Source organism: Micromonospora sp. WMMD1082 (genome assembly GCF_029626175.1).
GTDB lineage: Bacteria > Actinomycetota > Actinomycetes > Mycobacteriales > Micromonosporaceae > Micromonospora.
In genome coordinates this window covers 5,215,319-5,239,148 of record NZ_JARUBM010000002.1, presented here as the reverse complement: position 1 = coordinate 5,239,148, position 23,830 = coordinate 5,215,319, and the positions used below count along the sequence as shown (strand labels likewise).

Sequence of the window (23,830 nt, the reverse complement as noted above, 5' to 3'; positions counted from 1 at the left end):
GACGGATCATGACGGCTGTTGAGGCGGTAGCGGCGATGCGATGTCAGCCGAAGGCGCCGTTGAAGGCCAGTTCGGTAACGGCCTGAGCAGCGCCCCCAGCGGCGGCGGTCACCGAGCCAACGCCGAGCTTGCTGGCAATAGCGCGCAGCCTGCCGGTTTTCGCCATCACCTCGCCGGTGTCCGGCTCGTCGCTCTCGACAGCGGCGCGGAGTTCAGTCAGGGCGTCGAGGAGTTCGACGCGCTGACTGTCCGCGATGTCGGCCGCCGCCTCCTGCACCTTGTCGAGCAGCCGGAGCACGTCCTCGACGGTCAAGCCCTCCGTGCTGGCCTTCGCCTTGGCACCGATGGCGACGGGTCCGTTAGTGCTCTGGATCGTCGTGTTGTAGACATCCCCGATGCGGTGGCTCACCGCGGCGTCGACCTGGTCCTTCTTGGGTAGCTCGGTCAAGGGCGTGTCGGCGGTAAGGTCCGCGACGAGGTCCACAAGGTTGGTACGGATCTGACCGAGGATGCCTGCGATCGTTGAGCCGGACACGACGTAACGCAGGCCCATGATGCCCTCGAACTCGTCGAGCCTGCTGTTCCATGCGCTCTGCGCGTAGGCCAGGCCGGATGATCCGAAGGCCGAGTGCGACTGCACGGCAAGCCGCTCCAACTCCTCGATCGGCTGCCTAAACGGGAACGTGTCCGACAGGTATTTTCCCGCGTCATGCGGCAACTGATTGCGATCGATGATCTGATTCTGGGCGACTGTGAAACCGCCGAACGAGTCCATCGCGATCGGCGGACTAGGAATCTTGCGGTACTGCGGGATCTTGTCGTCGGCGCCGTACCCATTGAGCTCCTTGCGCGCCCAATCTCGCAACGCCTCGGAGCCGGTCTCGGCCCCGAGCAGCAGGCACTTACGGAGCAGCCCGGCGAGCGGCTCCGATTCATCGAGAAGGCGCTCGCGCAGCGAGCGAAGCAATGTATCGGTCATGTGTCGAGACTAGGAGAAGGGTCCGACAACCGAGCGGAGGCGCGCAACCGGCCGGCGTCCCGTCACGGGAGATGTTTGGCCCAATCGCTTCACCTTGCCCGCCTGGCCCGCGTCATTGCGTTGCTCGGTTAGCATCCGCCGGTGGACATCCTCTCGGAAGCACAGTACGAGGTGCTTGCCTTCGTCGGCGCCTGCAACCGGAACTTCTACAACCCGACTGCGACGCAGGTGGTGCTCTGGCGGAACAACCGCAACCCGGCGCACCCTGTGTACCGAACCGTTAGCCGGCCGGTCGGGCCGGCTACCGAGCGTGTCGTACCGCTCTACCGTCTGAGCACTGCGGGTAACCGAATGGTCGAGTCTCTTCTGGGAGACGTCCTGCGGCCGATCCAGGACAGGATGAGCGTGCTGGCGACGGCGCGGGTCTATCTTGCTGGCCACCCCCGCCACGTCACCGAGCAGCAACTTGTGAAACCGGGCGAGACGATGACCGAGCACCTGGTCCGTCTCACCTGGCTTGAGGAGGTCCCGGCACCGCATGGCGAGGACTTTGGGCTTCGGCTTACAGATCTGGGCCGCGCGCTGCTCCGTGACGCCGAGACAGACGACGAGAGCGACGAGGACGTTAGCGTCGTTGTCCTCGGGCGGGAGGACCCTCTCGCGTACCCGATCCTCGTCGGGCAGTTCGCTGCGGCCGGGACCGGGCTGCTGGTCGACCCGTACCTGAAGCTGGCGGATCTGCACACGATCGTGGTTAGCACCCAGCTCACGCGGTTGCTGGTGAGTGGAAAGCCCAACAACCGTGGCGTGGTCGCGTCCATGGAGGCTTACCTCGGCAGCAAGAGCCTCGCCCGGCAGATCGAGGTCCGATCGTCAGAAGGGCTACACGATCGGGTACTCATCGCGGACGATGGAGATGTGCTCACCGTCGGCACGTCACTCAACGGTGTCGGACGGACGACAACAGTCATGACTCCGATCCCGTCTCCGGCTCGGAAATCCCTGCGGGACGAGTACGAGCGGCTCTGGTCGGAGGCGACTCTGGTTGGCCCGAGCCCGACAGAGGACGAGGCAGACGAGGATCCCGACAACGTCAGTTCGCCGGAAGCAGGAGAGCCCTCGGGTGAGGGCGGTAAAGCCTGAGCCGCGTCTTCGTGGTGCTCTGGAGTTGGCTCTACGAGGTACCCAACCTCAGAGCAGTCCGAGGCTGGGGTTGGGCGATGTGACAAGGGACCCGCACTTCACGACGAAGGGCGACCCGACAGGGTCGCCCTTCGCTATCCGCGTGCCGCCCGCCGCATCCCGCCCAAAGCTCGGAGGAACGACTCGTCCGTCTCCTCGTCCGACCACTCGTCGCGGCCGTCCAGGTCGGCGCCGGTCGGCGGCGTCTCCAACGCCTGCCGGAACTTTGCCACGTCCTTCTCCGTGCCGCCTTCCACCCACCAGGCGTAGATCACGTCCAGCAGCGACGGCAGCGGCAGGTCCAGCGGCTCCCGGCCGGTGCGCAGCAGCACGCTCCCATGGAACTCGGGCCAGCGTGTGACCGCCAGGGTCAGGAGTCGCTGCCCGATCCAGTAGGGCGGCCGGACCACTCCTCACACACATGCTCGAAGATCGCCATGGCGTCGGGGAAGTCGAAGCTGTCCGTCGTGTTCAGCAACCGCCGCCGGAACACCGCCAGGCTGGCCGGGTCGAGGGTCTGCTCGAAGAAGTCCAACACCGCCGCCACCTGATCCGCTTCGGTGCGGCTCTGCGACGCCGCCGCGATCAGGTACGCCAGCTGAGCGTCCTTCGGCGCCCGGCAGGTCATCTCCACCGTGTCCAGCTTGAACTTCACATCCGGCAGCTTCCTACCGCTGTCGGTGGCCGTCTTGGCGCTAGTCGTGAACTCCCTCAACGTGTGTCCTCCCTATCTCCGGACGAGCCGGAATCCCTCCTGGCGCGCCACGTCTTCCATCGCCTCACGCAGCCACGGCTGCGCCCGAGTCCCCGGGTGGTTCACCAGCGTCGTGAACACCACCTGCCCGCCCGCCTCGAACCGCAAGAACCCGCCGGCGCGGTGAGGCCGGATGACGTGGGCGCCGCCGCCGTCGTGCACGGCCGCCGCGTACTCCACATCGTTGTGGACGAACCCGTACACCTGACCCAGGCGTACGCCGACCTCCTCGCGGTGCGCCGACCGCAGCCGTCCAGTGTCGACCGGGCACGTCAACACCGCCCGGGTCCGCACCTTCCGCGCCACCGAGCGGACGAACCGGACCACCGGTCCGACCGGGCCGTAGAGCAGCTTCCGGATCTCCCCGGCGTGCAGGTCGATACGAACGTCGGCGCGGACCATCAGCGCCGACGGGTGCGTCTCGCCGGTGCCCGCTCCTCGTCGACGCCGTCGGCCGTCTCGGTGTCGGCCGGCGGCTCGTCGACATCGGCCACCGCTGTGGTCGGCTGCTCCGGGTCGAGGACCTCGTACCGGCCGGCGTCGACCAGCTTGGCCAGCCGCGGCCCCCACTCCACCCCGTGCCGTACCTCGCCATCGGCGACACCGGGCATCGCCGTCAACGCCCGCACCGTCACCGCCTGCCCATCCCGCATCGGTCACGCCTCCTCGCACACGCAGATGTTCGTCATCACCGCGACCAAGACCTCCTGGCCGACGCAGCCGCCGGACGGACCGACGCTGGACTGCTCCCCGATCCACACCGCCTCCGCCTCTCCAGCGTTCAGCAGCTCGCCCAGGACCGACCGTCGGATCCGGCCGGCGTCGTCGGCCAGTTCCGCCGCCGAGCGCTCGAGTTCAGCGGCGGTCGGCGGCTGGCCGGCGTCGTCGATCGTCGGCGCGCACCGGGCGCTGCCCGCGCCCAGCTCCACCGCCCAGAACGCCCCCGGGTCGGCCCCGGAGTCCAGTGGAGTGCCCCGACCGCCCGGGAACTCGGCCGGCAGCACCGGGTACGTCCGCACGATCCGCACCCACGCCTGCCCGTCGCAGCAGGAGTCGATCGCCACGTCCCTGCCGGGTACCACCGCGCACACCGCTGGGGTGCCGCCGAGCGCGTCGGTCAGCGCCTCGCCGACGAGCTCACGCAGCCGCACCGCCACCGGCCACGCCACGTCGTCGGCGACGGTCAGCTCTGGCTGCGTCATGACGTTCGTCTCCTGCCTCTGTCCAGGTCCGGGGACCACACCACCGAGTCGCGGGGCAACCGGTGCGGGTTCACCACCCGCAGCCACTGGTCGACCTCCGGCAGCCCGGTCATGCCGTCCTTCACGAGCTGCGACGGGTCCACGAACGTGGCCTGCACCCCTTGGCGCACCACCGACTGCACCCGCCGAGGTAGCCGGCAGGTGCTGTCCCCGGTAAGGGCCTTGGCGACCTCGCAGGCGTACTGGCCGGCGGCGACCTGCCCGCCGACCGGCACCTGCACACCCCGGCGGTACGTCACCGCCCACGCGCCCGGCTGGTCGTCGCCGAGCGTCAGGTCCTGCGTCCACGGCCAGGAGCCGCCGTCGACGCGGACCAGCCACCGCCGGTCCTGCACCACGTACGCCTCGGGAGACAACACCTCGCCGTCCACCATCGCCTGAATGACGTCGTAGACCGGGCCGTTCAGCGACACCTCCGCTGCCGCCGGCACGCATTCGCAGCTGCCGAACCCGACGCAGCCGCACCAGGTCACCGCTAGGCTGCCGTACGGCAGCGTCAGCCACGGCTCTCGCCGCAGCCACCCGTCGTAGGTGCCGCGCCGGCACGGCCGCACCGTCAACGAGCACAGGCCGAACCGGCGACCCGACAGTGACCACAGCACCTCCCGCGCGAGGTCCGTGGCCGCCGTCCTGGCCGCCTCGTCGATCGTGTCCCAGCCCTTGCAGTACGCCGTGTTCAGCTGCCACTCGCAGGGGCCGGTCCGTGCCGGCTGCGTCACATCAGGCCGCCACGAACGACTTGAAGCGCTGCGCGCCCGACACCGTGTGCGTCACCGTGATCAGGTGCGTACCCGCCGCCGCGTACTGGTGGCTCACCGACGCGGCCATGGCCGGGCCGGCGGACTGCGTACCGTCGCCCCAATCCACCGTGTAACCGTTGTCCGGCAGCGCCGGGACGTACGTCGCGGTGAACTCGGCGGTCAGACCCGTCGCGTCGTCCTCGTCGGCGACCACGGTGCCGTCCGGCGGCCGCAGCGTCACGCCGCACGTCGGCGCCGGGGGCGGCAGCATCGTCCAGTCCATGTGCAGCAGGTCGGCGTCGCCCATCGGATCCATCAGCGGCTCGACACCCGTCGACCGTAGGTACACGTCGTACGGGCCGACACCCCAGCCCGCGTTCTCGATCGCCTTGCCGGTCAGCGTGAAGTTCGCCGCCCCGTTCTCGATCGTGAAGTCTCCGATCATCCCGTCGATGATCTGCGGCAGCAGGAAATATCCGAACCGGGGCCGCTGCACCGCGCCGGGCTGGCACTTCTTGAGCTGGGTGCCCGACCACAGCTCCAGGGCCACCGCCGAGTCGAGATTCACCTTGCTGGTGATCCGCAGGCCGGTCGCGTTACCGTCCTCGTCGAGCACGACCGGCATCCCGCTGAACAGCGTGTACAGCTCCGGGTCGACCCGCCCGCAAGTGACGGTGACGTTGTACAGCTTGATTCGCCGCCGCGCCGGCTCGTAGACGAGCGGGTCACCGTTGGCGTCCTTCTGGTCAATCTCCTCGCCCTCGTCGACCTCACCGGCGTACTCGACGGAGATGAAGCCCTTGGACGTGACGTGGATCGGCCAACCTCCGGCGCCCAGGATCGGGTCGCCGCACACTCCGAGCTTCGTGGCCCGGAGCATCTTCCCCTTCACGGGGGTGTCGCACACCGCGGACATCGGCACATCCTCAGGAGGAGAGTCCCATTGCCCGGCCCGCAGCCAGCGGCGAATACCTCGCCAGCGTAACCGAGAGGGCGCTGGCCCCGGGTGGGACACAGCGCCCTCGTCGACGAGCTAATGGCCTCGCAGTGCCAGGAGTCCCGTCACAGCTGGCGGCCGTCGATCACCTCAACCTCCATGCCCAGCTTGCTGGCCTTCGCCCGCAGCTCCGACTCCACCTCGTCCCAGGCGGCACCGTCGAGCACGAACGCCGAGCGGCTGTCACCCTTGACCATCGTCACCAAGACCGCCCGGGCGACGTCAAGCACCCGGCCGCTCCGCGAGCAGGTGATCGCCCGCATCACGGCGTGCCGCAGAACCTCGCGGTTGACGTACCGGTCCCGGTCGGCGTCGTTGTCGGCCATCAGCGCCCGCAGCACATCGCCCGACATCAGCGCCTCCCCACCGGGGCGACGAGCGGCAGCACCAGCGTGCCCTCCGCCACCGGCACCGCGCACAGGTCACACAGCGCCCGCCTCGGCGTGCCCATGGCCAGGTCCACGCGGATTGCCATCGGCCGCCCGCACGCCACGCAGGGCAGCCGCACCAGCCGCCGCACCGACAGCCCCAGCAGCTCCATTCCGCGCGGCACCAGCGTCTCCCTCGGCGTCCCGCCTGGCAGGGGCCGGATCACCAGGTTGACCGTCGTCGGGAACTCCCGCACGGCCTGCACGTCCATGACCTCCACGAGTTGCCCGAACAGAAGCACCTGGTCCCGGCGGTGAAGGTCCTCTGTCCTGACGGGCAGCCCGCCGTGCTTCACCTCGCCCATCATGCCGCCGCCTCCTTCCGGGCCAGCCAGCACCAGCGGGCCTCCACGTCGACCACGATCCGCGTCGTCAGGTCCGCCCACACCCCGGGCGGCAACGTCGCCAGGTGGTGCCACTCGCCGCCGTACGCCGCGTAGACATGCAGCGCGCCCAGCTGGTGCTCCCACAGGTACGCCCAGCACTCGCCGCCGAACGGGCGGCCGTTGCCGATCGACCCGGCGATCACCGGGCCGGACTCGGCACCGTGCTCAGCGCGGCCGACGCCGGACACGTACCGCCACCGGTCGCGGCCCTCCTCGACCACGGCCGTCGGCCACTCGGTCGCGGCGAGCAGCTGCCAGTCTCGGCGCAGGAGCGTCCCCACCAGCCGATCCGTGTTTCCCCGGAACTGGCCGGCCCACATCGCCCGCAGCTGGACGAGCGTCCAGGTCGGCTGGCCCTCCAGCTCGACGTGCCGCGCCCGGAACGACCCGGCCTCCGGAACGAATCGTCCCACCAGCGCCCTCATCGCGCCTCCTCCATTTCCAACTCCTTGGCGGCGGCCAGGTACGCCATCCGGTCACCGCACAGCCACTGATGCCGGTAGCCCGCCCGCTGCACGTCCAGCAGCTCAAGGCCGGGCACCAGCGGCAGCTCGGACACCGACCAGCACGCCCACGGCACCCACTTGCGCACGAACGGCGCGGTGGGCACCCCGAGGTAGACGTGCAACCGGTGGCCGCCGAACAGGTACGCCCACTCCCGGTCGTCGGTGCCGGTGGCGTCGATTCGGCCAGTCAGCACGTCGCCGGGCTCCTCGTCGGGGACACCGATCATCTGGGTGAACCCGGGCAGCGCGTAGACGCGCCGCCAGCTGCTCTCCAACAGCCGGTCGACAGCGGCCGCCAGGTCGTGGTCCAGCTCCTCGTGCACCAGCACCGACAGGGCCGGGACGATCGCGGTCGGGCAGCCGTCGTAATGGACGGGCCGCGCCCGGTACGAGCCATCAGCATCCTCGATGCCGATCAGCGCGCGTAGACCCATGTCAACCTCCACGTGAACTTGGGTCTTGCTCGAACAGTACCTTGCATCTATACGGTCGCAATAGTCAATAGCGGCCGTACGGCATGAGCCCAGCTAGGGACTCCGCATCAGGGCCGGGCGGCCACCCGGCCCCGACTACGCAGTCACTAGACGCGCTTCGGCACCGTCACCACGCCGACCCACTCGCCGCGCCCCAACTCGCCCTCCCGCCGCCGGAACACGGGTACGGCCGGGCCACAAACATCGAGGCCCTCACGCAGCAGCACCTCCACGGCCTCGCGCACGATCTCCACCCCGTCACCCACGCCGCGCAGTTCGATGTACGCCTGAAACACAGCCGACTCCGCCGGCCGCGCGTCACACTCGTCAGCCGGCTCGTCAGCGTGCTTGCAGTCCGGCTCATGCGGATCCGCAAAGTGTGCCCCGCAGTGCCTGCAGCAGTTGTTTTCGTCCAGGCAGTTGAACAGTCCACAGGACTCTTCCGCCACGTGCCTGCCACGCTGCGCGTTGCTATCGCCCATGTTTACCTCCACGTGAACTTGGGCTTCGGTTGTACATAGATATTGTATGACACAGAGCCCCGCATGTACATAAAAGATGTACATGCGGGGCGTGGGGCGGATCACACAAGCCCAGGTCAGAACAGGCGACCTTGGCGGAACACCGCCTCCGCGTCGAACGTTGACGAGTCCGGGGCAGGTGGGGGCGGGGGCGGCGCCTTCGGCATCGCCATCCGCACGTGCCGCTCCAGTGCGCTCTCTGGCGTCGGCAGCTCCAGCACCTCCCGCACCGCGCGGATCTGCTGGGCCACCCGCCACGCCCGCCGCATCTCGTCGATCGCGATCTGCCGGGTCCGCAGGGCCTCGTGCATCCACCTGTCCAGCAAGCCGTCACCGCAGCCGACGACCACCCGCCAGCCCAACCCCCACAGGTGCAGGTTCACCGCGCACAGCGCCGCCGCCAGCGGATCCAGGTCGTTCGCCCACCACTCACACACCGCCGGGTCGAGGCCCTTCTCCCGCATGGCCCGGGCCGCGCCGAGAAGCATCGTGCCCGTGCCTGCGCACGGCTCCAGGATCCGGTCGCCCTCCTTCGACCCCGCCATCCGGCCGAGCAGTTCCGTCACGTCCACCGGCGTCAGGAACTGGCCAATGCCCTTCCGCCCGCCGTGGCTCTTCATCTGCTGGAGCAGCGTCCCCAGCAGGTCGTAGTCGCCCCAGCCGTTCGGCCCGAACCGGGCGAGCACCCCGCGCCGCAGCGCCGCCTGGCCGACCGCGTACACCGCCCGCTTCACCGTCTCGTCCGGCTCATCCTCGGTCCACTCCCACAGGTGCTTCGTCCGCGGGTTCAGGTCCGGGCGCAGCGCTGCGAACTCGCACCACAATCGCTGGATGAGCAGCCAGAAGCCCTCGTGGTTCAGGCGCTCTGCCATCTCGCCCACCCGGTCGAGCTGGTCGGGGTCCGGCGCCTCCCGCGCCAGGATCGCCAGGACAGCCACCACCGACATCGGCACCTCGATCCGCGAGCCGCCGTACCGGCTGTGCCATGCCTGGTCGACCGCCTCCGCGATCGATCGCGCGTGCTCGCGCGGGTTGGACGGCACGGCGTTCGCGCGCCCCGCCACCGTCGTAGTCGACATTTCTTCTCCACATGAACTGCCGCCGGCTATCCCGCCGGCGGGAACGGCAGCGCCCCCGCAGCCGGCTGGCTGCGGGGGCGCTCAGTCGTCGGTTAGCCCGCAGTCGGCTCGTCGGTCGGGGCCGCGTCCCGGGCGGAGCTGTCTGCGGCCGCGACGGTGGAGCGCTGCGCGTCCGCCAGGTCCATCTCGTCCCGGTAGCGGTAGATCGGACGGGACGCGCCGTCCCACCCGACCAGCACGACCGCGCGGCGGACCGGCGACTCGACGGCTGCGCTAGCCGCCGGCTTAGGCCGCTTCAACCGCGCCATCTCGGCGGCCAGGCCCAGGGCCGCGCGCCGCTCGGCGACCTCCATCAGCACCGCGTCGTACGCGCCGGCCTTGTCGACCGCGCCGGCCGTCAGCTGGCCGCGCACCGTCTTGCGCAGGTCGCCCTTCTTCGCCAGCTCCAAGCCGCGCTCGGCGGCGGCGATGAGCTCACCGGTCACCCGCTCCAGGCGCTGCTCGGCGCTGGCCACCCGCAGCGCGAGGCGCGCGATGAGGTCGATCCGGTCGGCGTCCTCCGCCGGCACCCGGTACGCCCGAAGTAGCTCCTGAATCCGTTCTTCCATCTCTGCCCGTCCTCTGCCTGAAACGGCGAGCCGGCCGGGGCTTCCCAGCCGGCGCGCAGCGGCTTTCTCAGCTCGCCCGGTTGGCCTTCACGCTCTCGGCGACGAATGCCAGGGCCGTCCGCCGCTCAGCCACCTTCATGAGCGCCGCGTCGAACGCCGCCGCCTTGTCGCTCACAGCGGCCAGCAGGTCGCCGCGCACAGACGTCCGCAGGTAGCCCGCCGTCGCGGTCGTCACGGCGCTCGCGGTCGCCGCGGTGAGTTCGACGGCCTGCCGGCTCCAGCTCCCGCTCGGCCTCGACCAGCCGCACGGTCAGCTGGAGGATCAGGCCGTCCCCCTCGGCACCCTCGGCCCCGACATTGAACTCCGCGAGCCGCTCGTTGATCCGGTTCTCCATCTCGATCCCTCTCAGCGGGGGTGGCGCGTTGCGTACATATTCATTGTATACATCAGGCATCTTTACCGTACATATTTTTTGTATGTGTGGGCTGTGGATCGAGTCACACGAAAGACGCCGCCCCGCCGGTCCACGAGGAAGGGACCAGGCGGGGCGGCGTAGCCCGAGGTGTTAAGGTCAGCCGGTCAGCGACCACGCGAGGACCGCGACCGGGCCGCCTTCCCCGGCGGCTGAGAGGAACCGCCCACCGGCTCGGCGTCCAACTCGGACACGTCGGCCCCGGCGACGACCGACGCGCTCTCCTCGCCGGCCCCAGCCGTCTCACTCTCGCCGCCGGCCTCAGCCAACGTGCTCGCCTCGCCGCCCTCGACCAGGGCGCTGTCCGCCTCAGTGCCGGCAGGCGCCTCCAGGCTCGGCTGCACCAACCGGCTGCCGCCGGTGCCGAGAACCACGTCTGCGATGTCGTCCGGCACCTCGAACGCCAGGCCCAACGCCCCATCAGTGTTCGTCCGTACCTCGTCGTGCCGCTCTGGACCGGCCGCGTCGAGCAGCTGCCGCGCCAGCCGCCCAGCGTCTTCCCGATCCGTCGGGTAGATCAGCGTCATCTCTCCTCCTACGCCGGCACGCCCGGCAGCTTGACCTTCACCGCCGCCACCGTGCAGCTCCACCCCACCGTGTAAAACCGCTCAGCGACCGCGAACACCTCGTTGGACGTGCGGTTCAGGGACTCCGGCAGTCTCGGCAGGAACACCGCCGACCTGCGCACCATCACCGGCCCGGTCCCGTACAGCCATGCCTCATCCGCGTCCGGCACCTCACCGTCCGGCCCGACACCGGTCGTCTGCGCGAACACGACCGGGTTGCCCAGCGGCCCGACGAGCCGCGGCCCCTCCAGCCGAGTCAGCTGCTTCGACGCGAACCAGCCGGCCGTCCAGCGCGGGGCCCACAGCACGCCGAGCACACCCGCCGCCTGCGCCAGGTGCGACTCCAGCAGCCCGACGCCGGCCTCCAGTGCGACAGGCGCCGCGTCGGACCCGAAGAGCACCGCCGTACTGGCGGCTGCCAGGTGCGGCGTCGTGTCGGCCTCGCCGGTCCAAACGTAGTGCTCCAGCGACTGCTGCTCGACCAGGCCGATAGCCCGCCGGGCTCGCTCCAACAGGTCTGGTCGGGCCGCCGACCGACCCGTCAGACCTGTGTACAGCCGGATCACGCGGGACTGCACCAGCGGCACCCCGTCGGGCAGTTCCATCGCCTCCCGGTCGAGGTCCGACGCCGCCGCCGTGTTCGTCGGCGCGGGTGCGTCGACGCACTGCGGCTCCCACTCCACGCCGGCCTGGAACTCGCGCTGGTCCGCCGGATCGACCACGGCCGCCGCCGAGAACAGGCTGTACCGGTACGGCGTCGCCGCAGGAGCGTCGACGTACACGAAGGGCTGAGTCATCCGCCACCTCCCTGTGAAACTGAGGGCCACACCTGGTAGGGCGTCAGCCCCATCGGTGGGTCGCTCAGTCCTCGGACGTCGCGCACGAGAACGCGACGGTCTGCCCGGTGACACCGGTCGGGCACAGCGGCACGGTCAGCCGGTACGACACGTAACACCGCTTCACCAGCAGCGTCGCCTGCTCAGTGAACAGGGCGATGTACTCGTTCTCCTTCAGCTTCATGCTGTCGTAGACCGCCGACAGGTCGATGATCGGCTTCGTACCCTTCACCCACGTACCGGGCGCGTAGATCAGGAAGTCGACCGTAGCCGGCCACTGGCCCGGCGCGGTGGCCCCGCCGAATCCGGCACCGCCCGCGTTGACGTATCCGTCCTGCCAGTCATAGATGAACTGTGGACGCAGGTGCCTCCGCGTGAACCAGGCGGTGATTTGCTCGTCGGTCACGTCGAAGTAGGGCACCCCGGCTCGGCGTGCCATGTCGGCCCGGATCCAGTCGAGCAGCCACAGCGGCACGACACACTCCAGCAGGGCACGCCGGCTCATCCGATACCGGTACCGGTAGTCGGTCGCCGCGAGCGACAACGCACCGAGCACCGCGGTGGTCGTCTCGTCGCCGCCGATGTCGCCGCCGAGAGTGAGCGTGAACTGCGTCGACTGCGACGGAGCGGTGGCCATCCGCTGCACCATCCGCGCGTTGATCTTATGCTCGTGGGCGGTCATCGCCCGCCGCACCACGTCCCGAGTCAGTTCCGGCCACACCGCGTTCTGCACGATGTCCTGCTCAATCTGCACTCCGTCGATTTCCAAGCGGGTCTCGACGAAGTCGACCGTGGGCACGCGGTAGCTCGGCTTGTCGGTGCCGGCGACCGAGTCGGCCTCCGTCTGCACGAACCCGGTCGCCGAGTACAGCGTGGCGAAGTCCAGGTTGGCCGGCACCTTGATGCCGCCGCCACGGGGGATCGAGATGCCCGGCAGGTCGAGGATGCCCTCGGTCGTCTCCAGCCCTTCGCACAGCTCCCACAGCGTCTCCGACGGCGCACCCCAACCACCGGCGGCCACCAGGTTCCCGCCGGTAAGACGCGATTCGCTGCCGGCCAGGTCGATCAGTCCCAGGTCGACCAGGCCGCTGCCCCCGGCGACGAGGGCCTGGTCGACGGGCAGCTCCACCCGAGCCACGTTCTGCTTGATGCGCGTCTGCACCTGCGAGCCCACGCCACGCGGGAACCCCGCGAACTTGTCATCGAACGCCGCCGCGACCTCGGTCACCGACGAGAACACGTGCCCATGCGGCACGTTCGGCACATCCGCCGCCGCCTTGATGATCGCCGACCGGCCAACCTGCGTCACCTTCGGCTTCGGCTGCCGGCGGGCCGCTCGCCGCGCCAGCGACGCCACGACCGGCATCGGCTGCTGCGGTGCTGGCTGTGCTTCGGCCGGGGGTTCCTCGGCCGAAGGCTCCTCAACCGGGCCGCCTTCACCGTCGCCGCCGCCCGGCTCATCGTCGCCGCCCTCACCGTCGGGCTCCTCCGGGTTCCCGTGAATGGCGGCGTCCAGGTCATCCAGCTCCGACGCGACCGCTGCCGCGTGTTGCTCGATCTGTTCCTGCTGTGCACGAACCGACGCGACGAAGGTCGCCAGTTCCCGCAGCCGGACCAAGCCCGCAGCGTTCAGCTCCGGGTCGTCACGAAGGGCGTCAAACGCCGCGACGGCCTCAGCTTCCAGGCGACCCAGCGCATCAAGGTCGAGCCCGTCCAAGCTCGCGGGAATCTCAAACACCGTCGGCTCCTCAGCACGGTAGGGATCTCATCCCGACCGGCCCGCAGCCAGCATCGGCGGTACAGCGCCCAGACTAACGCAGCGAGGGACGGGCAGGTCCGACGCAGGCTCCGCGTCAGCGTCCGTCGGGCGTTGAAGCCCCTCTACGCCCATAGAGCGGATCGCACTACGTGTCGCGCGTTCGGCGGATCGTGGTGCCAAGGATCGGTGCCCCACAGCTCGTCGCGAGGGCCCGCCACTTACGCCGCAAGAACCTCCGCGAGTCCGCGTGCAGCTGGCCTAGAGCGGAGGATTGCAGGGATGCTGCGGTAAAGGTCGACGGCACGGCGGCGGGCCAGGCCGGTGCGGTAGCGAGCGGGGACGCCAACAAGAGTGGCGGTGGCGGCATGGCAGGCGTCGATGGTGTGTCCGTCGCGGTGTTGGCAGGCTGCGGCGTCGAGGCGTAGCAGGGTGGGGGTAAGTGTGCTGGTGGGGGCGGAGAGGGCGAGGGCGTGAGCCTGGCTTTCCCGTGCGCGGTTCGTCTCGCCGAGCGCGGTGAGGGCGTGGGAGAGATGGACGTGGTGCTTCTGCTCGCAGTGGCCGAACCAGGTGTCCGCGCGTTCGGTCTCATTCAGCCTGTCGGCGAGGCGGTCGGCGTCGCGAAGTGCCGCGGTGGCTTCGTCGCGGCGTCCGGCCAGAGCGTAGGCGCGGCCGGTGACGGCGGCGGCGAGGGTAGCGACGGCAGTAGGTGCTGTTCCAGCGATGCGCCTAGCCTGTTCAGCTAGTTCGGCTGCGGCCTGGGGTGCGCCGAAGTTGAGCGGCAGCATCGCCTTACGAGCGAGGATCCAAGCATGCAACTGCCGGTCGCCGGACTCCTCTGCGGAGCGGGCTGCGGTGGCGAACCAGCTGTATGCCTCGCGCTGGTTGCCGAGGTCGTGAAGGACGACAGCGGCCATGCCGCCGAGTTGGCCCATGATCCGTGTCAAAGCGGTCCGGGTCACAGCCGGCTGAGGACGCTGGAGCAGGGGAACCACGTCGGCGAAGTCGGCGATCAGGTCGGCCAGGACGTCAGTAGGCGCCCGGCCTCCGTAGCCGTAGCTGTGCTTCTCGGTCGCGGCCTCGAGATGCCCGAGGTCAGCCGGGTCGGTGACGGCGAGGGCGTTATCGGCTTTGGCCAGCACGTCGGACAGCTCAGTGAGCGGGGCAGCGGTCAGTCCAGCGGCGAGGGCGGAGCGCAGAAGATTTCGTCGATGCATAGATTCATCCTCCCTCGCGGGCTGCTGTTCGACACCGGTGTGGCTCTCCCAGGATCGCGCAGCCAGGCCCACCATGGCACCGGGGATGCGCAATCCGTCGGCGATCCGTTCGATGGTGTCGATGCCGGTGATCCGCGCTTCGCCTCGGGCGACGAGGCTGATCCGGTCGGCTTTCAAGCCTGCGGCGGCGGCCATGGCGTTCCAGCTCAGCCCCGCCGCCTTTGCGGCGGCGAAGACCGCTTGAAAGTTGCGGTCGCGTAGGGCTTGCACCACGACGGGGTCGCGAAGCAGTCGGCGGGGAAGCATGCGTGCGGATGCCGACGGATCCACAGGACTCCTCAATGGAATCGCAGGCTGATCGGTGGACTATACCGCCAATCACCCACACCCGTGTGACCCCCCGTAATGGTGCCCCCATCGTAGGGTTACACGGCGTGGGTTGGGTGGGGTGTAGTGACCCTCGTCGTTGCAATCCTCGTAGGAAGGCAGATCGATGGTCCCCAACACCTCGCCCACGGCCCCCGCGGCCACCTCGACCCCCAGAGGCTCCGACCGCGTCCGGCAGTTCTCCTCCGTTGCGGAGGCGACGCTCGCGCTGGGCTGCAAGACCTACTCCGGCACCATCGCCCAGGGCGGTGGCGGCCTCCCCACCGTGACGTCCGCGCAGTAGATCCGCCCCCGCTCTTGATCAGAGCGGATCGAGATGGCTGCCGGCTCGCGAACCCCGTCGCGGGCCGGCAGCCCAGTCTGGGAGGCACCTGTGACATCACTTCCCCCGGCGCTGCGGATAGCGGACATGCGGCTCCGCCACGAGCACTTCGGCGCCTTCGCCTGGACCACCACCCAGCCCCGCCGCTTCGTGGAACTACCGAGAGCAGCGGCGATGGTCGCGCTGCTGGCTCGCGAGCCGCTGGCCCCGCAGTTCCCGCCGTTGGCACAGACCGCCCTCGGCGACCGTTTCGGCCTCGACCAAGCCCGATGGGATGCCACCGTCGGTGACCTGCGCTCCGCAGGTGTTCTTGCGCCGGCTGACGATGTGACGGCCGAGCCGGTGACCGCCGCGCGTGTTCACGCGGTCGCCGACGAGGCGGACACTGCCCGGCCCAAGGTGAAGGTGCTCAAGCCGTTCTGGGTCCATCTCCAGCCATTCACGGTCTGCAACCAGCGGTGCTTGCACTGCTACTGCTCGGGCAGCCCCAAGGCAGACCCGTTCCTGGTGCCTCTGGACGGGTGGCACGAGATCATCCGTCGGCTCGACGACTACGGCGTGCCGGACATCTACATCACCGGCGGGGAGAGCCTCCTCTTGCCGGGATTCTTCGACCTAGCGGCCGACATCATCGGCCGGGGGTTGGGCTTCGGGGTGTCAACCAACGCCACGGTGCTCAACGCCGGCCGGCTGGAGCGGCTGCGCGAGTTGGCGGTGTCCCCGGTGCAGGTGTCGCTGGACGGTGGCCAGGCCACGACGCACGAGATGATCCGGGGCGCGCCGGGATCCTGGCCCAAGACCCTCGCGGGTATCCGTGCGCTCGGCGAGTTCACCGAGGTCGTCATCAACACCGTGGTCAACCACGTCAACCTGGGTGAGCTGGAACAGGTCGTGCAGGTCGGACTCGACGTCGGGGTACGCCGGTTCAAGTTCTTCCCGCAGAAGCCGGTCGGGCGGTCCAACCCAGCGGTGACCCTGAACGACCGCACGATCCTGACTGTACTGCTGCCGGAATGCCAGCGTTTGGCTCAGGCGTACGACGTGGAGATCGAGACGATCAGCCCGGCCCAAGGGTGCGGCAGCGGCAGCATCGGCTTCGCCGTCGACCAGCGCGGCGACGTGTACCCGTGCATCTTCGGGGTGGAGAACCGGTCCCTGCGGGCCGGGAATCTCCTCACCGACGACCTGGACACCATGTGGTTCGGCGCAGCGGTGTGGGAGCAGTTCCGCGGTGAGTCGACCACGCCGTGCCGGCGGTGCGAGGTGCCATGCCCGCGGTGACCGATCCCGACCGGGCGAGGGTGCTGGTGTGGGCGCCGACGCTATACGAGTCTGGGTTCAAACAGCGCCACGTCGACGGCGACGCCCTGGCAGTACAGGCGTCCCTGCGCACCGCCGGCTACGACAGCGTCTTGTTAGACGCCTACTACCGGGGCAGGCCCGCCGTGAGCCTAGCCGACACCCTCGCTGATGCCGCCGCCGTCACCGGGTTCGACGTGCTGGTTGTGCACCTGTTCACCTCGGACGCGTACGGACCTCGGCTGCGGCGCATCGCCGACGAGTTGGTGGCCACGCGGCTACGGCATCCTCGGCTGGCCGTCATCGGCTTCGGACCTCTCGCGGTGTCCGCCGCCGGGGAGTTGATGGCGCACGGCGCGGTGGACCACGTTGTCGCCGGGCCCGCCACCGTCGCGACCGACCCGTTCGTCGCAGGGCTTCTAACGCACCTTCGCGCGCACCTCGCGGTCTACACGTCGCTCCGGTCGCTCACCGCTGCCGACCTGCCCTACGGCGCCGACTCGGTGGTGTCGGTGGCCGCGAGCCGGGGTTGCCGATCCCGCTGTACGTTCTGTGCCTACAACGCCGACCTGCCCGGCGGCGGCTGGCGTGACATGCCCATGGCCCCGGTCGTTGACGACATCGCCCACCTGCACCAGGCCATCGGGGCGACAGCGTTCGCGTTCTCGGACTCCGACTTCGGTGGCACCCGCCACGAGTGCGCCCGCCGCGCCGTCGAGTTGCGCGACGGTCTGCGGGCGACGGGCCTCGCGGGCACGCTCACGTTCGCGATCAGCGTGCGCGCGGAAACCCTCGACCCGGACACCGTCGGCGTGCTGGCCGACGCGGGGGTCCGCACCATGCTCATCGGCGTGGAATCGTTCAACCCGGACACCCTGCACCGCGTCTACGGCAAACGTCAGAACCTCACGCACCTGCGGGAGGTGGTGGCCGCCGCCGATGATGCCGCAGTCACGACCGTGGCCAGCTACATCTTGTGGCATCCCTGGCAAACCCTCGACGGGCTCCGCACCGAACTGGATGCCCTGCACCGCTTCGGCCGACACCGGATCCCGCACTTCATGGCCCGCAGCCGCCTGGAGGTCATCCCCGGCACCGTCATCGAACGGCAGATCGCCGCTGACGGGCTGCTCATCACTGCACCGTTCCACCGCGCGTTCACCATCGCGGACCCGGCCGCCGCCGCCGTCGCCGATGCCCTGACCGAGTGGTTTGCCACCACGGCGGCGCCGGTGCTCGCCGGCCTGCACGAAGCCGACCCCGGCAGCCTGGACCGGCTCGCCGAACTCAAGATCGCCGAGTGGGCATGGCTCACCGAAACCGTGCACCGAGAGGCCGCCTGTCATGGGTGATCTGCTGCTCGGCATCCACGGCGGTGCGAACGCCACCGCCGCCATCGCCGTCGACGGGCACCTCGCGCACTGCGTGCAGGAGGAACGGCTGACCGGGATCAAGGGCTACATGGGCTTCCCGCACCAGGCCGTCGCCGCGTGCCTGCGCGCGGTCGGCGCCGTCCCCAGCGATGTCACCGAAGTCGTCTACGGCAGCCGCTCCGGGCCCGTGGACCACTGCCCCCGCGACGAGTGGCTGCACCGTCTCGCCGCCTTCCACCACCAACCGACCCTGGTCGAGGGCGAGGAGCACCTGGTGGTCGCCGCGCCCGGCGCGATGCCGCGACGGGTCACCGAGCTGCTGCGGCAGGATGGCCTCACCGCCGCTCGGGTCACCTACGTCGACCACCACACCGCGCACGCCGCCGCCGCATACTACGGGCTACGCACCGACCCCGACCGTCCCTACCTGGTACTGACCTGCGACGGGTTCGGGGACGGCGCCTGCGCGACCGTCTCCGCCTGGACCGCCGGCCAGCGCACCGAGATCGCCCGCACCGACATGCGCAACTCCATCGGCCTGCTGTGGTTCTGGTTCACCCACGCCGCCGGGTTCACCCCACACGAGGACGAGTACAAGCTCATGGGCATGGCCCCCTACGCCCGCCCTGACCGGGCCCGGCAGGTCGCCGACATCCTGCACACCTACCTCGGCCTCGACCCCACCGGCCTCCGGCTGCACCGCACCACGACCGCCAGCATCGAGCGAGCCTGGCCCGACATCGAACAACGCCTGCGAGGCCGACGCTTCGACGACCTCTTCGCCGGCCTGCAACTGTTCACCGAAGACCTGCTCACCCGATGGACCCGCAACGCCGTCACCGCCACCGGCATCCGAGACGTGCTCGCCGGCGGCGGCGTCTTCATGAACATTAAGGTCAACCAGCGTATCGCCGATCTGGACTGCGTCGACACATTCGCTGCGTTCCCCTCCTGCGGCGACGAAAGTCTCCCGCTGGGCGCCCTCTACCACCGCCTCGCCGTCACCCATGGGCACCACAGCGTGCAGCCGATGGCCGACTGTTACCTCGGCGACGACATCACCCCCGACGACGCCCGGCGCGCCGTCGCCGGCACCGGTCTGCACCTGCACGAACCCGACCGCATCGAGGACGTGGTGGCCGGTCTCCTCGCCGAGGGGCAGATCGTCGCCCGCTGCACCGGCCGGATGGAGTACGGCGCCCGCGCCCTCGGCAACCGTTCCATCCTCGCGAACCCTGCCGACGCCGATGTACCACGACGCCTGAACCAGCTCATCAAGCAGCGGGACTTCTGGATGCCGTTCGCGCCCGCGATCCTCCGCAGCCACCAGCACCGCTACATCCGCAACCCCCGCCGGCTACGCAGCCCTTACATGATGCTCGGCTTCGACACCCAACCCGACGCCGCCACCGACATGATCGCGGCAATCCACCCCGCAGACCTGAGCTGCCGACCTCAGATCGTCGATGAGGACAGCCCCACCGGCCTCGCCAGGATTCTGCACGCCTACCACGCCCGCACCGGCCAGGCCGTGCTGCTCAACACCTCGCTGAACCTGCACGGCCACCCCATCGCCCGCACCGCCGTCGACGCCGTCACCGTGCTCCGGCACTCCGACCTGGCCTACCTCCAACTCGGGCCGTACCTCGTCACGAAGCACGCACCGACATGCTGAGGCTCATCGCGATATCCACCGCCTGATCGGCCGTGATGATCGCCTCCCGCAGCTCCACCTCGCGCGGGTCGAACGCGGTCAACACGCTGCCCCGCAGGTCCGCGCGGGAAAAATCCGCCTCCCGCACATCCGCACCGGACAGGTCCACATCCCGCAGCACGACACCCTGGCACCGGGCACCGCTCAGGTTCGCCCCGCGCATCCGCACCCGGGTGAACTCGGCGGTGCCCAGATCGGCGCCCAACATCTCGACGTCCGACCAGTCCCCGCCCTGCACCTCCAGACCAGATAGGTCACACCGGTCGAACACCGACCCGGTCAGCGTGCAGTCCGTCATCGACGCATCCCAGCAGTTGCAGCCAGCGAACCGGCAATCCTTGAACGTCGAACCGACAAGCCTCGCGCAGTTGAACCGCACCGCGGTGAACGTGCATGACTCGAACACACAGTCTTCAAGCGTCGCCTCACACAGGTCGACCTCCCGGATCGCGGCCCCCTCGTACCGCAACCCCACAAACCCTTCCGCCCCATCGGAGCTCGGTTCCGGAGCCGGCCAGTCAGCACTGGTGACAACCGGCCGGGCCGCCGATGTGCGCCTACCCGCCCTCATGAATCCTCATCCTCAATACGAATGCCCGCGGCCCGTGCAAGCCCATACGACAGACTCATCAAATCGGTGTGGTGCACGATCGCTCCCTTCCAATTGGAAACGTCACCCACACCGGCCAAATTGCAGCCGCGGAACCGCGCCCCTTCCATTGAGGCATGGTGGAACACCGCACTGGTCAGATCGCAATCCCGAAACACTGCTCCACTCAGATCGGCGTTGGTAAAGTCAGCTCCGCTGAGATTGCATTCCACGAAGCTGACCGCATCAAACTTCGTCATCCGCCAAGCCGACAAATCCGCCCGACACTCCGCGATGGTGACATCCCGCAGTAAACCGTCAGCCCAGGTCACGCCTGTCATCCTGCATTGGGAAAGCCGAATCCGGGTCATGCTTCCACCGTCAGAGCGGAGGTTCGCCAAGCTGGAGTCCGTCACCAGACAGTCCGTCATCGTCACTTGGTCCAAGCGGCAGCTGGACAGATCCGCCCCGCGAAAGCGGCACTGGGCAAACGTTACCGAGTCGGCATCCTGTCCGGCCAGGTTGACGCTATAGAAGGCGCGGCTCTCTAGCTCCGACTCAGATTCCAGAGCGGCGGCCTCGAAGAGCAGTAGTTCGGACGGCGGCAACGGACTCCGAGGGTCTCTCACCTTCCTGGTAGCGGCTGAACGGGCGGTGGACACACGTCGGGGTGACATGCCCTTCAGCCTAGGCCCTACCATCCTGATTGCCAGGGGTTGAATCGCCGTACTTCAACTGGATCGAGACAACACCGGTTACCGAGGACGGCCCGAACCGCCGTCCTGTAGAGCAATAGCCCAGCCGCGTGGGCTGGGCGAACTATCGGTAGCGCTGCCATACTGCCGAATTGTCGCCAGCCAGGTACGTACGTAGCCGATGTCCCAGCGTATCTGCCACTTCGGGTCTGCCGGGAAGCTTGTCCATCACGCTGGTCACGAGTTGGAGTTCGCGCACGTCCCGTAGCAGCGGCCAGAACGGCGACGTCGCAAGGTCGAAGCCGTAGGCCGCTGTGAACCTCTCGTACGGCTCTGTTGGGTCGCCGAAGCGGATGGCGCTGTGCACCAGCGGGACCAGGTCCCACTCCCGCGGCCCGATCGCCAGCGAGTCGAAATCACACAACCGGCCCGCGAGGACGTTGCCGACGTGGGCGTCGCCGTGCACGACACCGATGGGTAGCTGCCAGGTGGCGGACGCGACCTGAGGTTCCAACTCGTCGCAGCGCTCGCGCAGCCGTGCAACGAGATCGTCGAGTGGTAGCGCGACTTCGCGTGATGCCCATCGTTGCGTGAACAGCAGTTCGTCGGCGGGGAGAGTGGCGAGCCCGGCCAGCCGGCGTCGAGCCGTGGCGACGGGTGACCAGCGCGGCAGGAATGCTGGTGTCTCGACGATGGCGTGCAGCCGCGCCAGGGGTGCGGCCAGTTCGACTGGATCGGGGCGGCGTGCCGGATGCGGAAGGTAGTGCCAGATCGTGGCCACCCACTCGTCGACCACTACGGGCTGCGCGACGCTGGTGTCCAGTTCGACCGCTGGCACCTCGTGCTGTCTGAGCAGTGCCATCGCGCGGACGACGCGTTGAGCCCGCTCTCGTGCCACCTCGCCACGCGACAGCCGTAGCACTCTGTCGCCGATCCTGTAGACCGCGTTGATCGTGTATCGCATGAGTTGCGCCTTGCCAGAGACAAGTCCGGCCTGCTGGCGGACGGCGTCGAGTCCCCGCTGGATCTCGTCGGCAGCCTCAGCGGTCAGGGTGGTCGACATACCCGCCAGGTTAGGTCACGCGGCCACTCGTGCTCGGATGGCCGTCACCACCTCCGCCAGCTGCCTGTCTCGGCGCGGTTCGATAACGTCCGCGACGTCGCTGAGCCGGTCGAGCAGCCGGCGAGACCTCACGTGTTCTGCCGCATCCAGGACTGCTTGAGCGTGGGGTGCAACCTTGTCTTGTTGCCCGAGAAGGGCGTACCCCATTGCCATCGTCACGTGGTCGAACGCACCGCTGCGTGATGTCTCGGTTCGCCGCTCCAACGCCCGACTCGCATGATTCAGCGCAAGGACGGCGTGTTGCTCACGGTACTGAGAATAGCGAGCGAGGGCAGAGTGGACGACTCCTGACATGCCCTCCAAGTCGCCTGGCTCGCAGAAGAACCGCGTCCATTGGGGTGCTTGCGTGGTGTCGGCCCTGCCGATTTCGTCGCGAGCGCGCGCTAGTGAGTCGCGCATCGCGGGCGCGTTTCCCATTCTGGCGTGGGCCCAGGCAATGTTGGCGTGCAGGATCGCCACCGACGTCAAGCAGTTCGAGTTCGTGGCAACCATCTGGCCGAGCTGGAACAGGTGCAGCGCCTCTGCGGAGTTCCCCTGGTGGATGCTGACGCGGCCGAGCCGATAGTAGGCATCCGCCATCAGCGTTGAGCTATCAGCTTTTTGCGCGTAAACGAGACCTTGCGCGAGATGGCGGCGCGCGTCCATATGTTTACCCAGATCATGGGACATCCACCCAACGAGGTTGTGCAGGTCCGCCAGCCCGGCATACAACGCAGCCGCGATGCCGGGAGTTTGGCAACGGCTGCGAGTGAGACACTGCGCCCATGCCAGGTAGCCCAGCGCCGAATCACGGCACGAGCCACCGCCGTACGCAGCATCCAACTCTCGATGACGCTGAGTAATCTCCCGAACGGTAGCGACGGCCGCCGGATTCACGACTTCCGGCACTGATGCCGGCCATTCTCCTGACCGAGGAAGCCATACTTCGACGTCCGGTGAACCGCCAACGGCAAATCCGGCCAGTGCAGCAATGAACTGCCTTCGCTGCCCAGGTTCATCCAGAGGAAGCGGCTCGGCATGATTCGCGTAAGCCGATTCTGTCCCGTATCCGAGGCCCATCAAGGCACGCGGAATGCCTAATCCCTCTGCGATACGCACAAGGACGTCGTAAGCCATGACCTGGCGGCCGCGGGTGATTTCGTACACCTCCGACGCAGCGAATCCAGCAAGCTCGGCGATACGGCGCTGCGTCATGCCGTGACGCCGGTTCAGCAGCATGAAGATTTGACCAACGTCCCGGCGCGCCAGGGCACTTCGCATGGCTGGCTCATCCCACCACGACTGATCAGGATGCATCATCTGCGAAAAGCGGTCCACGTTCACGACAGCCCCATCGACGGAGGGAAGTGAGAGCAGCATAACCCGCAGTCATCGCCCAGCCAGCCTTCCTCGTCCTCGGACCAGCCAAGGCGACTAGTCGCGCTAGTCGCCACCCGCAGCCCGAGCTATCCCGCACGGTCTGACCTGCCGCGCGGGTTCCATGCCACCGGCGCCGGTTGCCATGGTCAAACCGCTTCCACATTGCCTCCGACGACCCACTGCCTTCACGAAGCCAGGAACCCGTC

General features: G+C 68.7%; 29 protein-coding genes. 5 read left to right on the top strand and 24 right to left on the bottom strand.

The features are described from left to right. Window positions 1-43: 43 nt before the first annotated feature. Window positions 44-979, bottom strand: a complete 936-nt coding sequence (locus O7615_RS24210) for a hypothetical protein (RefSeq protein WP_278180084.1) — start codon at window positions 977-979, stop codon at window positions 44-46. A gap of 141 nt (window positions 980-1,120) precedes the next feature. On the opposite strand from O7615_RS24210, the gene O7615_RS24205 reads away from it, so the two are divergent. Further along, window positions 1,121-2,122, top strand: a complete 1,002-nt coding sequence (locus O7615_RS24205; protein WP_278180083.1) for a hypothetical protein — start codon at window positions 1,121-1,123, stop codon at window positions 2,120-2,122. Between the two features lie 134 nt (window positions 2,123-2,256). Here O7615_RS24205 and O7615_RS24200 read toward each other — a convergent pair whose 3' ends face one another. The 19 genes from O7615_RS24200 to O7615_RS24110 form a co-directional block, all read right to left on the bottom strand. Further along, a complete protein-coding gene (locus O7615_RS24200) occupies window positions 2,257-2,493 on the bottom strand; it encodes a hypothetical protein (RefSeq protein ID WP_278180082.1) in 237 nt (78 codons plus the stop codon). Window positions 2,494-2,531: 38 nt separating this feature from the next. Beyond that, entirely contained in the window at window positions 2,532-2,876 is a 345-nt protein-coding gene (locus O7615_RS24195; protein ID WP_278180081.1) for a hypothetical protein, read from the bottom strand. Between the two features lie 12 nt (window positions 2,877-2,888). Next, entirely contained in the window at window positions 2,889-3,317 is a 429-nt protein-coding gene (locus O7615_RS24190) for a hypothetical protein (RefSeq protein WP_278180080.1), read from the bottom strand. After that, entirely contained in the window at window positions 3,317-3,568 is a 252-nt protein-coding gene (locus O7615_RS24185; protein ID WP_278180079.1) for a hypothetical protein, read from the bottom strand. Before O7615_RS24185 ends, O7615_RS24190 begins: the two co-directional genes overlap by 1 nt. A gap of 3 nt (window positions 3,569-3,571) precedes the next feature. Then, window positions 3,572-4,117 carry a hypothetical protein gene (locus O7615_RS24180; protein WP_278180078.1) on the bottom strand — a complete coding sequence of 182 codons (546 nt, stop codon included), beginning with the start codon at window positions 4,115-4,117 and terminating at the stop codon, window positions 3,572-3,574. Then, on the bottom strand, window positions 4,114-4,896 hold the full coding sequence (locus O7615_RS24175) for a hypothetical protein (RefSeq protein WP_278180077.1): 783 nt from the start codon (window positions 4,894-4,896) through the stop codon (window positions 4,114-4,116). The genes O7615_RS24180 and O7615_RS24175 overlap by 4 nt, the downstream gene beginning before the upstream one ends. A gap of 1 nt (window position 4,897) precedes the next feature. Beyond that, window positions 4,898-5,833: a hypothetical protein gene (locus tag O7615_RS24170; protein ID WP_278180076.1), complete on the bottom strand. Its 936-nt coding sequence runs from the start codon at window positions 5,831-5,833 to the stop codon at window positions 4,898-4,900. 146 nt (window positions 5,834-5,979) lie between these two features. Next, window positions 5,980-6,267: a hypothetical protein gene (locus tag O7615_RS24165; protein WP_278180075.1), complete on the bottom strand. Its 288-nt coding sequence runs from the start codon at window positions 6,265-6,267 to the stop codon at window positions 5,980-5,982. Then, window positions 6,267-6,650 carry a hypothetical protein gene (locus O7615_RS24160; protein WP_278180074.1) on the bottom strand — a complete coding sequence of 128 codons (384 nt, stop codon included), beginning with the start codon at window positions 6,648-6,650 and terminating at the stop codon, window positions 6,267-6,269. Before O7615_RS24160 ends, O7615_RS24165 begins: the two co-directional genes overlap by 1 nt. Continuing rightward, window positions 6,647-7,153 carry a hypothetical protein gene (locus tag O7615_RS24155; protein ID WP_278180073.1) on the bottom strand — a complete coding sequence of 169 codons (507 nt, stop codon included), beginning with the start codon at window positions 7,151-7,153 and terminating at the stop codon, window positions 6,647-6,649. Before O7615_RS24155 ends, O7615_RS24160 begins: the two co-directional genes overlap by 4 nt. Next, window positions 7,150-7,668, bottom strand: a complete 519-nt coding sequence (locus O7615_RS24150; RefSeq protein WP_278180072.1) for a hypothetical protein — start codon at window positions 7,666-7,668, stop codon at window positions 7,150-7,152. The genes O7615_RS24155 and O7615_RS24150 overlap by 4 nt, the downstream gene beginning before the upstream one ends. 146 nt (window positions 7,669-7,814) lie before the next feature. Beyond that, a complete protein-coding gene (locus tag O7615_RS24145) occupies window positions 7,815-8,003 on the bottom strand; it encodes a hypothetical protein (RefSeq protein WP_278180071.1) in 189 nt (62 codons plus the stop codon). 302 nt (window positions 8,004-8,305) lie between these two features. Continuing rightward, window positions 8,306-9,307 carry an N-6 DNA methylase gene (locus O7615_RS24140; RefSeq protein ID WP_278180070.1) on the bottom strand — a complete coding sequence of 334 codons (1,002 nt, stop codon included), beginning with the start codon at window positions 9,305-9,307 and terminating at the stop codon, window positions 8,306-8,308. Window positions 9,308-9,399: 92 nt separating this feature from the next. Further along, window positions 9,400-9,915 (bottom strand): hypothetical protein, encoded by a 516-nt coding sequence (locus O7615_RS24135; protein ID WP_278180069.1) that lies wholly within the window; start codon window positions 9,913-9,915, stop codon window positions 9,400-9,402. Between the two features lie 67 nt (window positions 9,916-9,982). Next, the gene (locus tag O7615_RS24130; RefSeq protein WP_278180068.1) at window positions 9,983-10,150 is read right to left on the bottom strand and encodes a hypothetical protein; all 168 of its coding nucleotides are present in this window, start codon (window positions 10,148-10,150) and stop codon (window positions 9,983-9,985) included. Between the two features lie 345 nt (window positions 10,151-10,495). Further along, a complete protein-coding gene (locus O7615_RS24125) occupies window positions 10,496-10,915 on the bottom strand; it encodes a hypothetical protein (RefSeq protein ID WP_278180067.1) in 420 nt (139 codons plus the stop codon). Window positions 10,916-10,923: 8 nt separating this feature from the next. Continuing rightward, window positions 10,924-11,751, bottom strand: a complete 828-nt coding sequence (locus O7615_RS24120) for a hypothetical protein (protein ID WP_278180066.1) — start codon at window positions 11,749-11,751, stop codon at window positions 10,924-10,926. A 64-nt stretch (window positions 11,752-11,815) separates the two neighbouring features. Beyond that, a complete protein-coding gene (locus tag O7615_RS24115; protein ID WP_278180065.1) occupies window positions 11,816-13,528 on the bottom strand; it encodes a major capsid protein in 1,713 nt (570 codons plus the stop codon). A 239-nt stretch (window positions 13,529-13,767) separates the two neighbouring features. After that, a complete protein-coding gene (locus O7615_RS24110; RefSeq protein ID WP_278180064.1) occupies window positions 13,768-15,093 on the bottom strand; it encodes a hypothetical protein in 1,326 nt (441 codons plus the stop codon). A 163-nt stretch (window positions 15,094-15,256) separates the two neighbouring features. Between O7615_RS24110 and O7615_RS24105 the strand changes: the two genes are divergently transcribed. The 4 genes from O7615_RS24105 (at window position 15,257) to O7615_RS24090 (ending at window position 19,819) form a co-directional block, all read left to right on the top strand. Next, the gene (locus tag O7615_RS24105) at window positions 15,257-15,433 is read left to right on the top strand and encodes a hypothetical protein (protein WP_278180063.1); all 177 of its coding nucleotides are present in this window, start codon (window positions 15,257-15,259) and stop codon (window positions 15,431-15,433) included. A gap of 90 nt (window positions 15,434-15,523) precedes the next feature. Continuing rightward, window positions 15,524-16,753: a radical SAM protein gene (locus O7615_RS24100; protein WP_278180062.1), complete on the top strand. Its 1,230-nt coding sequence runs from the start codon at window positions 15,524-15,526 to the stop codon at window positions 16,751-16,753. After that, window positions 16,750-18,123 (top strand): radical SAM protein, encoded by a 1,374-nt coding sequence (locus O7615_RS24095; RefSeq protein WP_278180061.1) that lies wholly within the window; start codon window positions 16,750-16,752, stop codon window positions 18,121-18,123. The genes O7615_RS24100 and O7615_RS24095 overlap by 4 nt, the downstream gene beginning before the upstream one ends. Beyond that, window positions 18,116-19,819, top strand: a complete 1,704-nt coding sequence (locus O7615_RS24090) for a carbamoyltransferase C-terminal domain-containing protein (RefSeq protein ID WP_278180060.1) — start codon at window positions 18,116-18,118, stop codon at window positions 19,817-19,819. Before O7615_RS24095 ends, O7615_RS24090 begins: the two co-directional genes overlap by 8 nt. Here O7615_RS24090 and O7615_RS24085 read toward each other — a convergent pair. The 4 genes from O7615_RS24085 to O7615_RS24070 form a co-directional block, all read right to left on the bottom strand. Beyond that, window positions 19,794-20,429 carry a pentapeptide repeat-containing protein gene (locus O7615_RS24085; protein WP_278180059.1) on the bottom strand — a complete coding sequence of 212 codons (636 nt, stop codon included), beginning with the start codon at window positions 20,427-20,429 and terminating at the stop codon, window positions 19,794-19,796. The two genes, O7615_RS24090 and O7615_RS24085, sit on opposite strands and share 26 nt — an antisense overlap. Beyond that, the gene (locus tag O7615_RS24080; RefSeq protein WP_278180058.1) at window positions 20,426-21,124 is read right to left on the bottom strand and encodes a pentapeptide repeat-containing protein; all 699 of its coding nucleotides are present in this window, start codon (window positions 21,122-21,124) and stop codon (window positions 20,426-20,428) included. The genes O7615_RS24085 and O7615_RS24080 overlap by 4 nt, the downstream gene beginning before the upstream one ends. A gap of 142 nt (window positions 21,125-21,266) precedes the next feature. Then, complete coding sequence (locus tag O7615_RS24075; RefSeq protein WP_278180057.1) at window positions 21,267-22,205, bottom strand: aminoglycoside phosphotransferase family protein; 939 nt, start codon at window positions 22,203-22,205, stop codon at window positions 21,267-21,269. Between the two features lie 15 nt (window positions 22,206-22,220). Continuing rightward, window positions 22,221-23,588, bottom strand: coding sequence for a helix-turn-helix transcriptional regulator (locus O7615_RS24070; RefSeq protein WP_278180056.1), 1,368 nt, complete (start codon window positions 23,586-23,588; stop codon window positions 22,221-22,223). Between the last annotated feature and the right edge of the window lie 242 nt (window positions 23,589-23,830).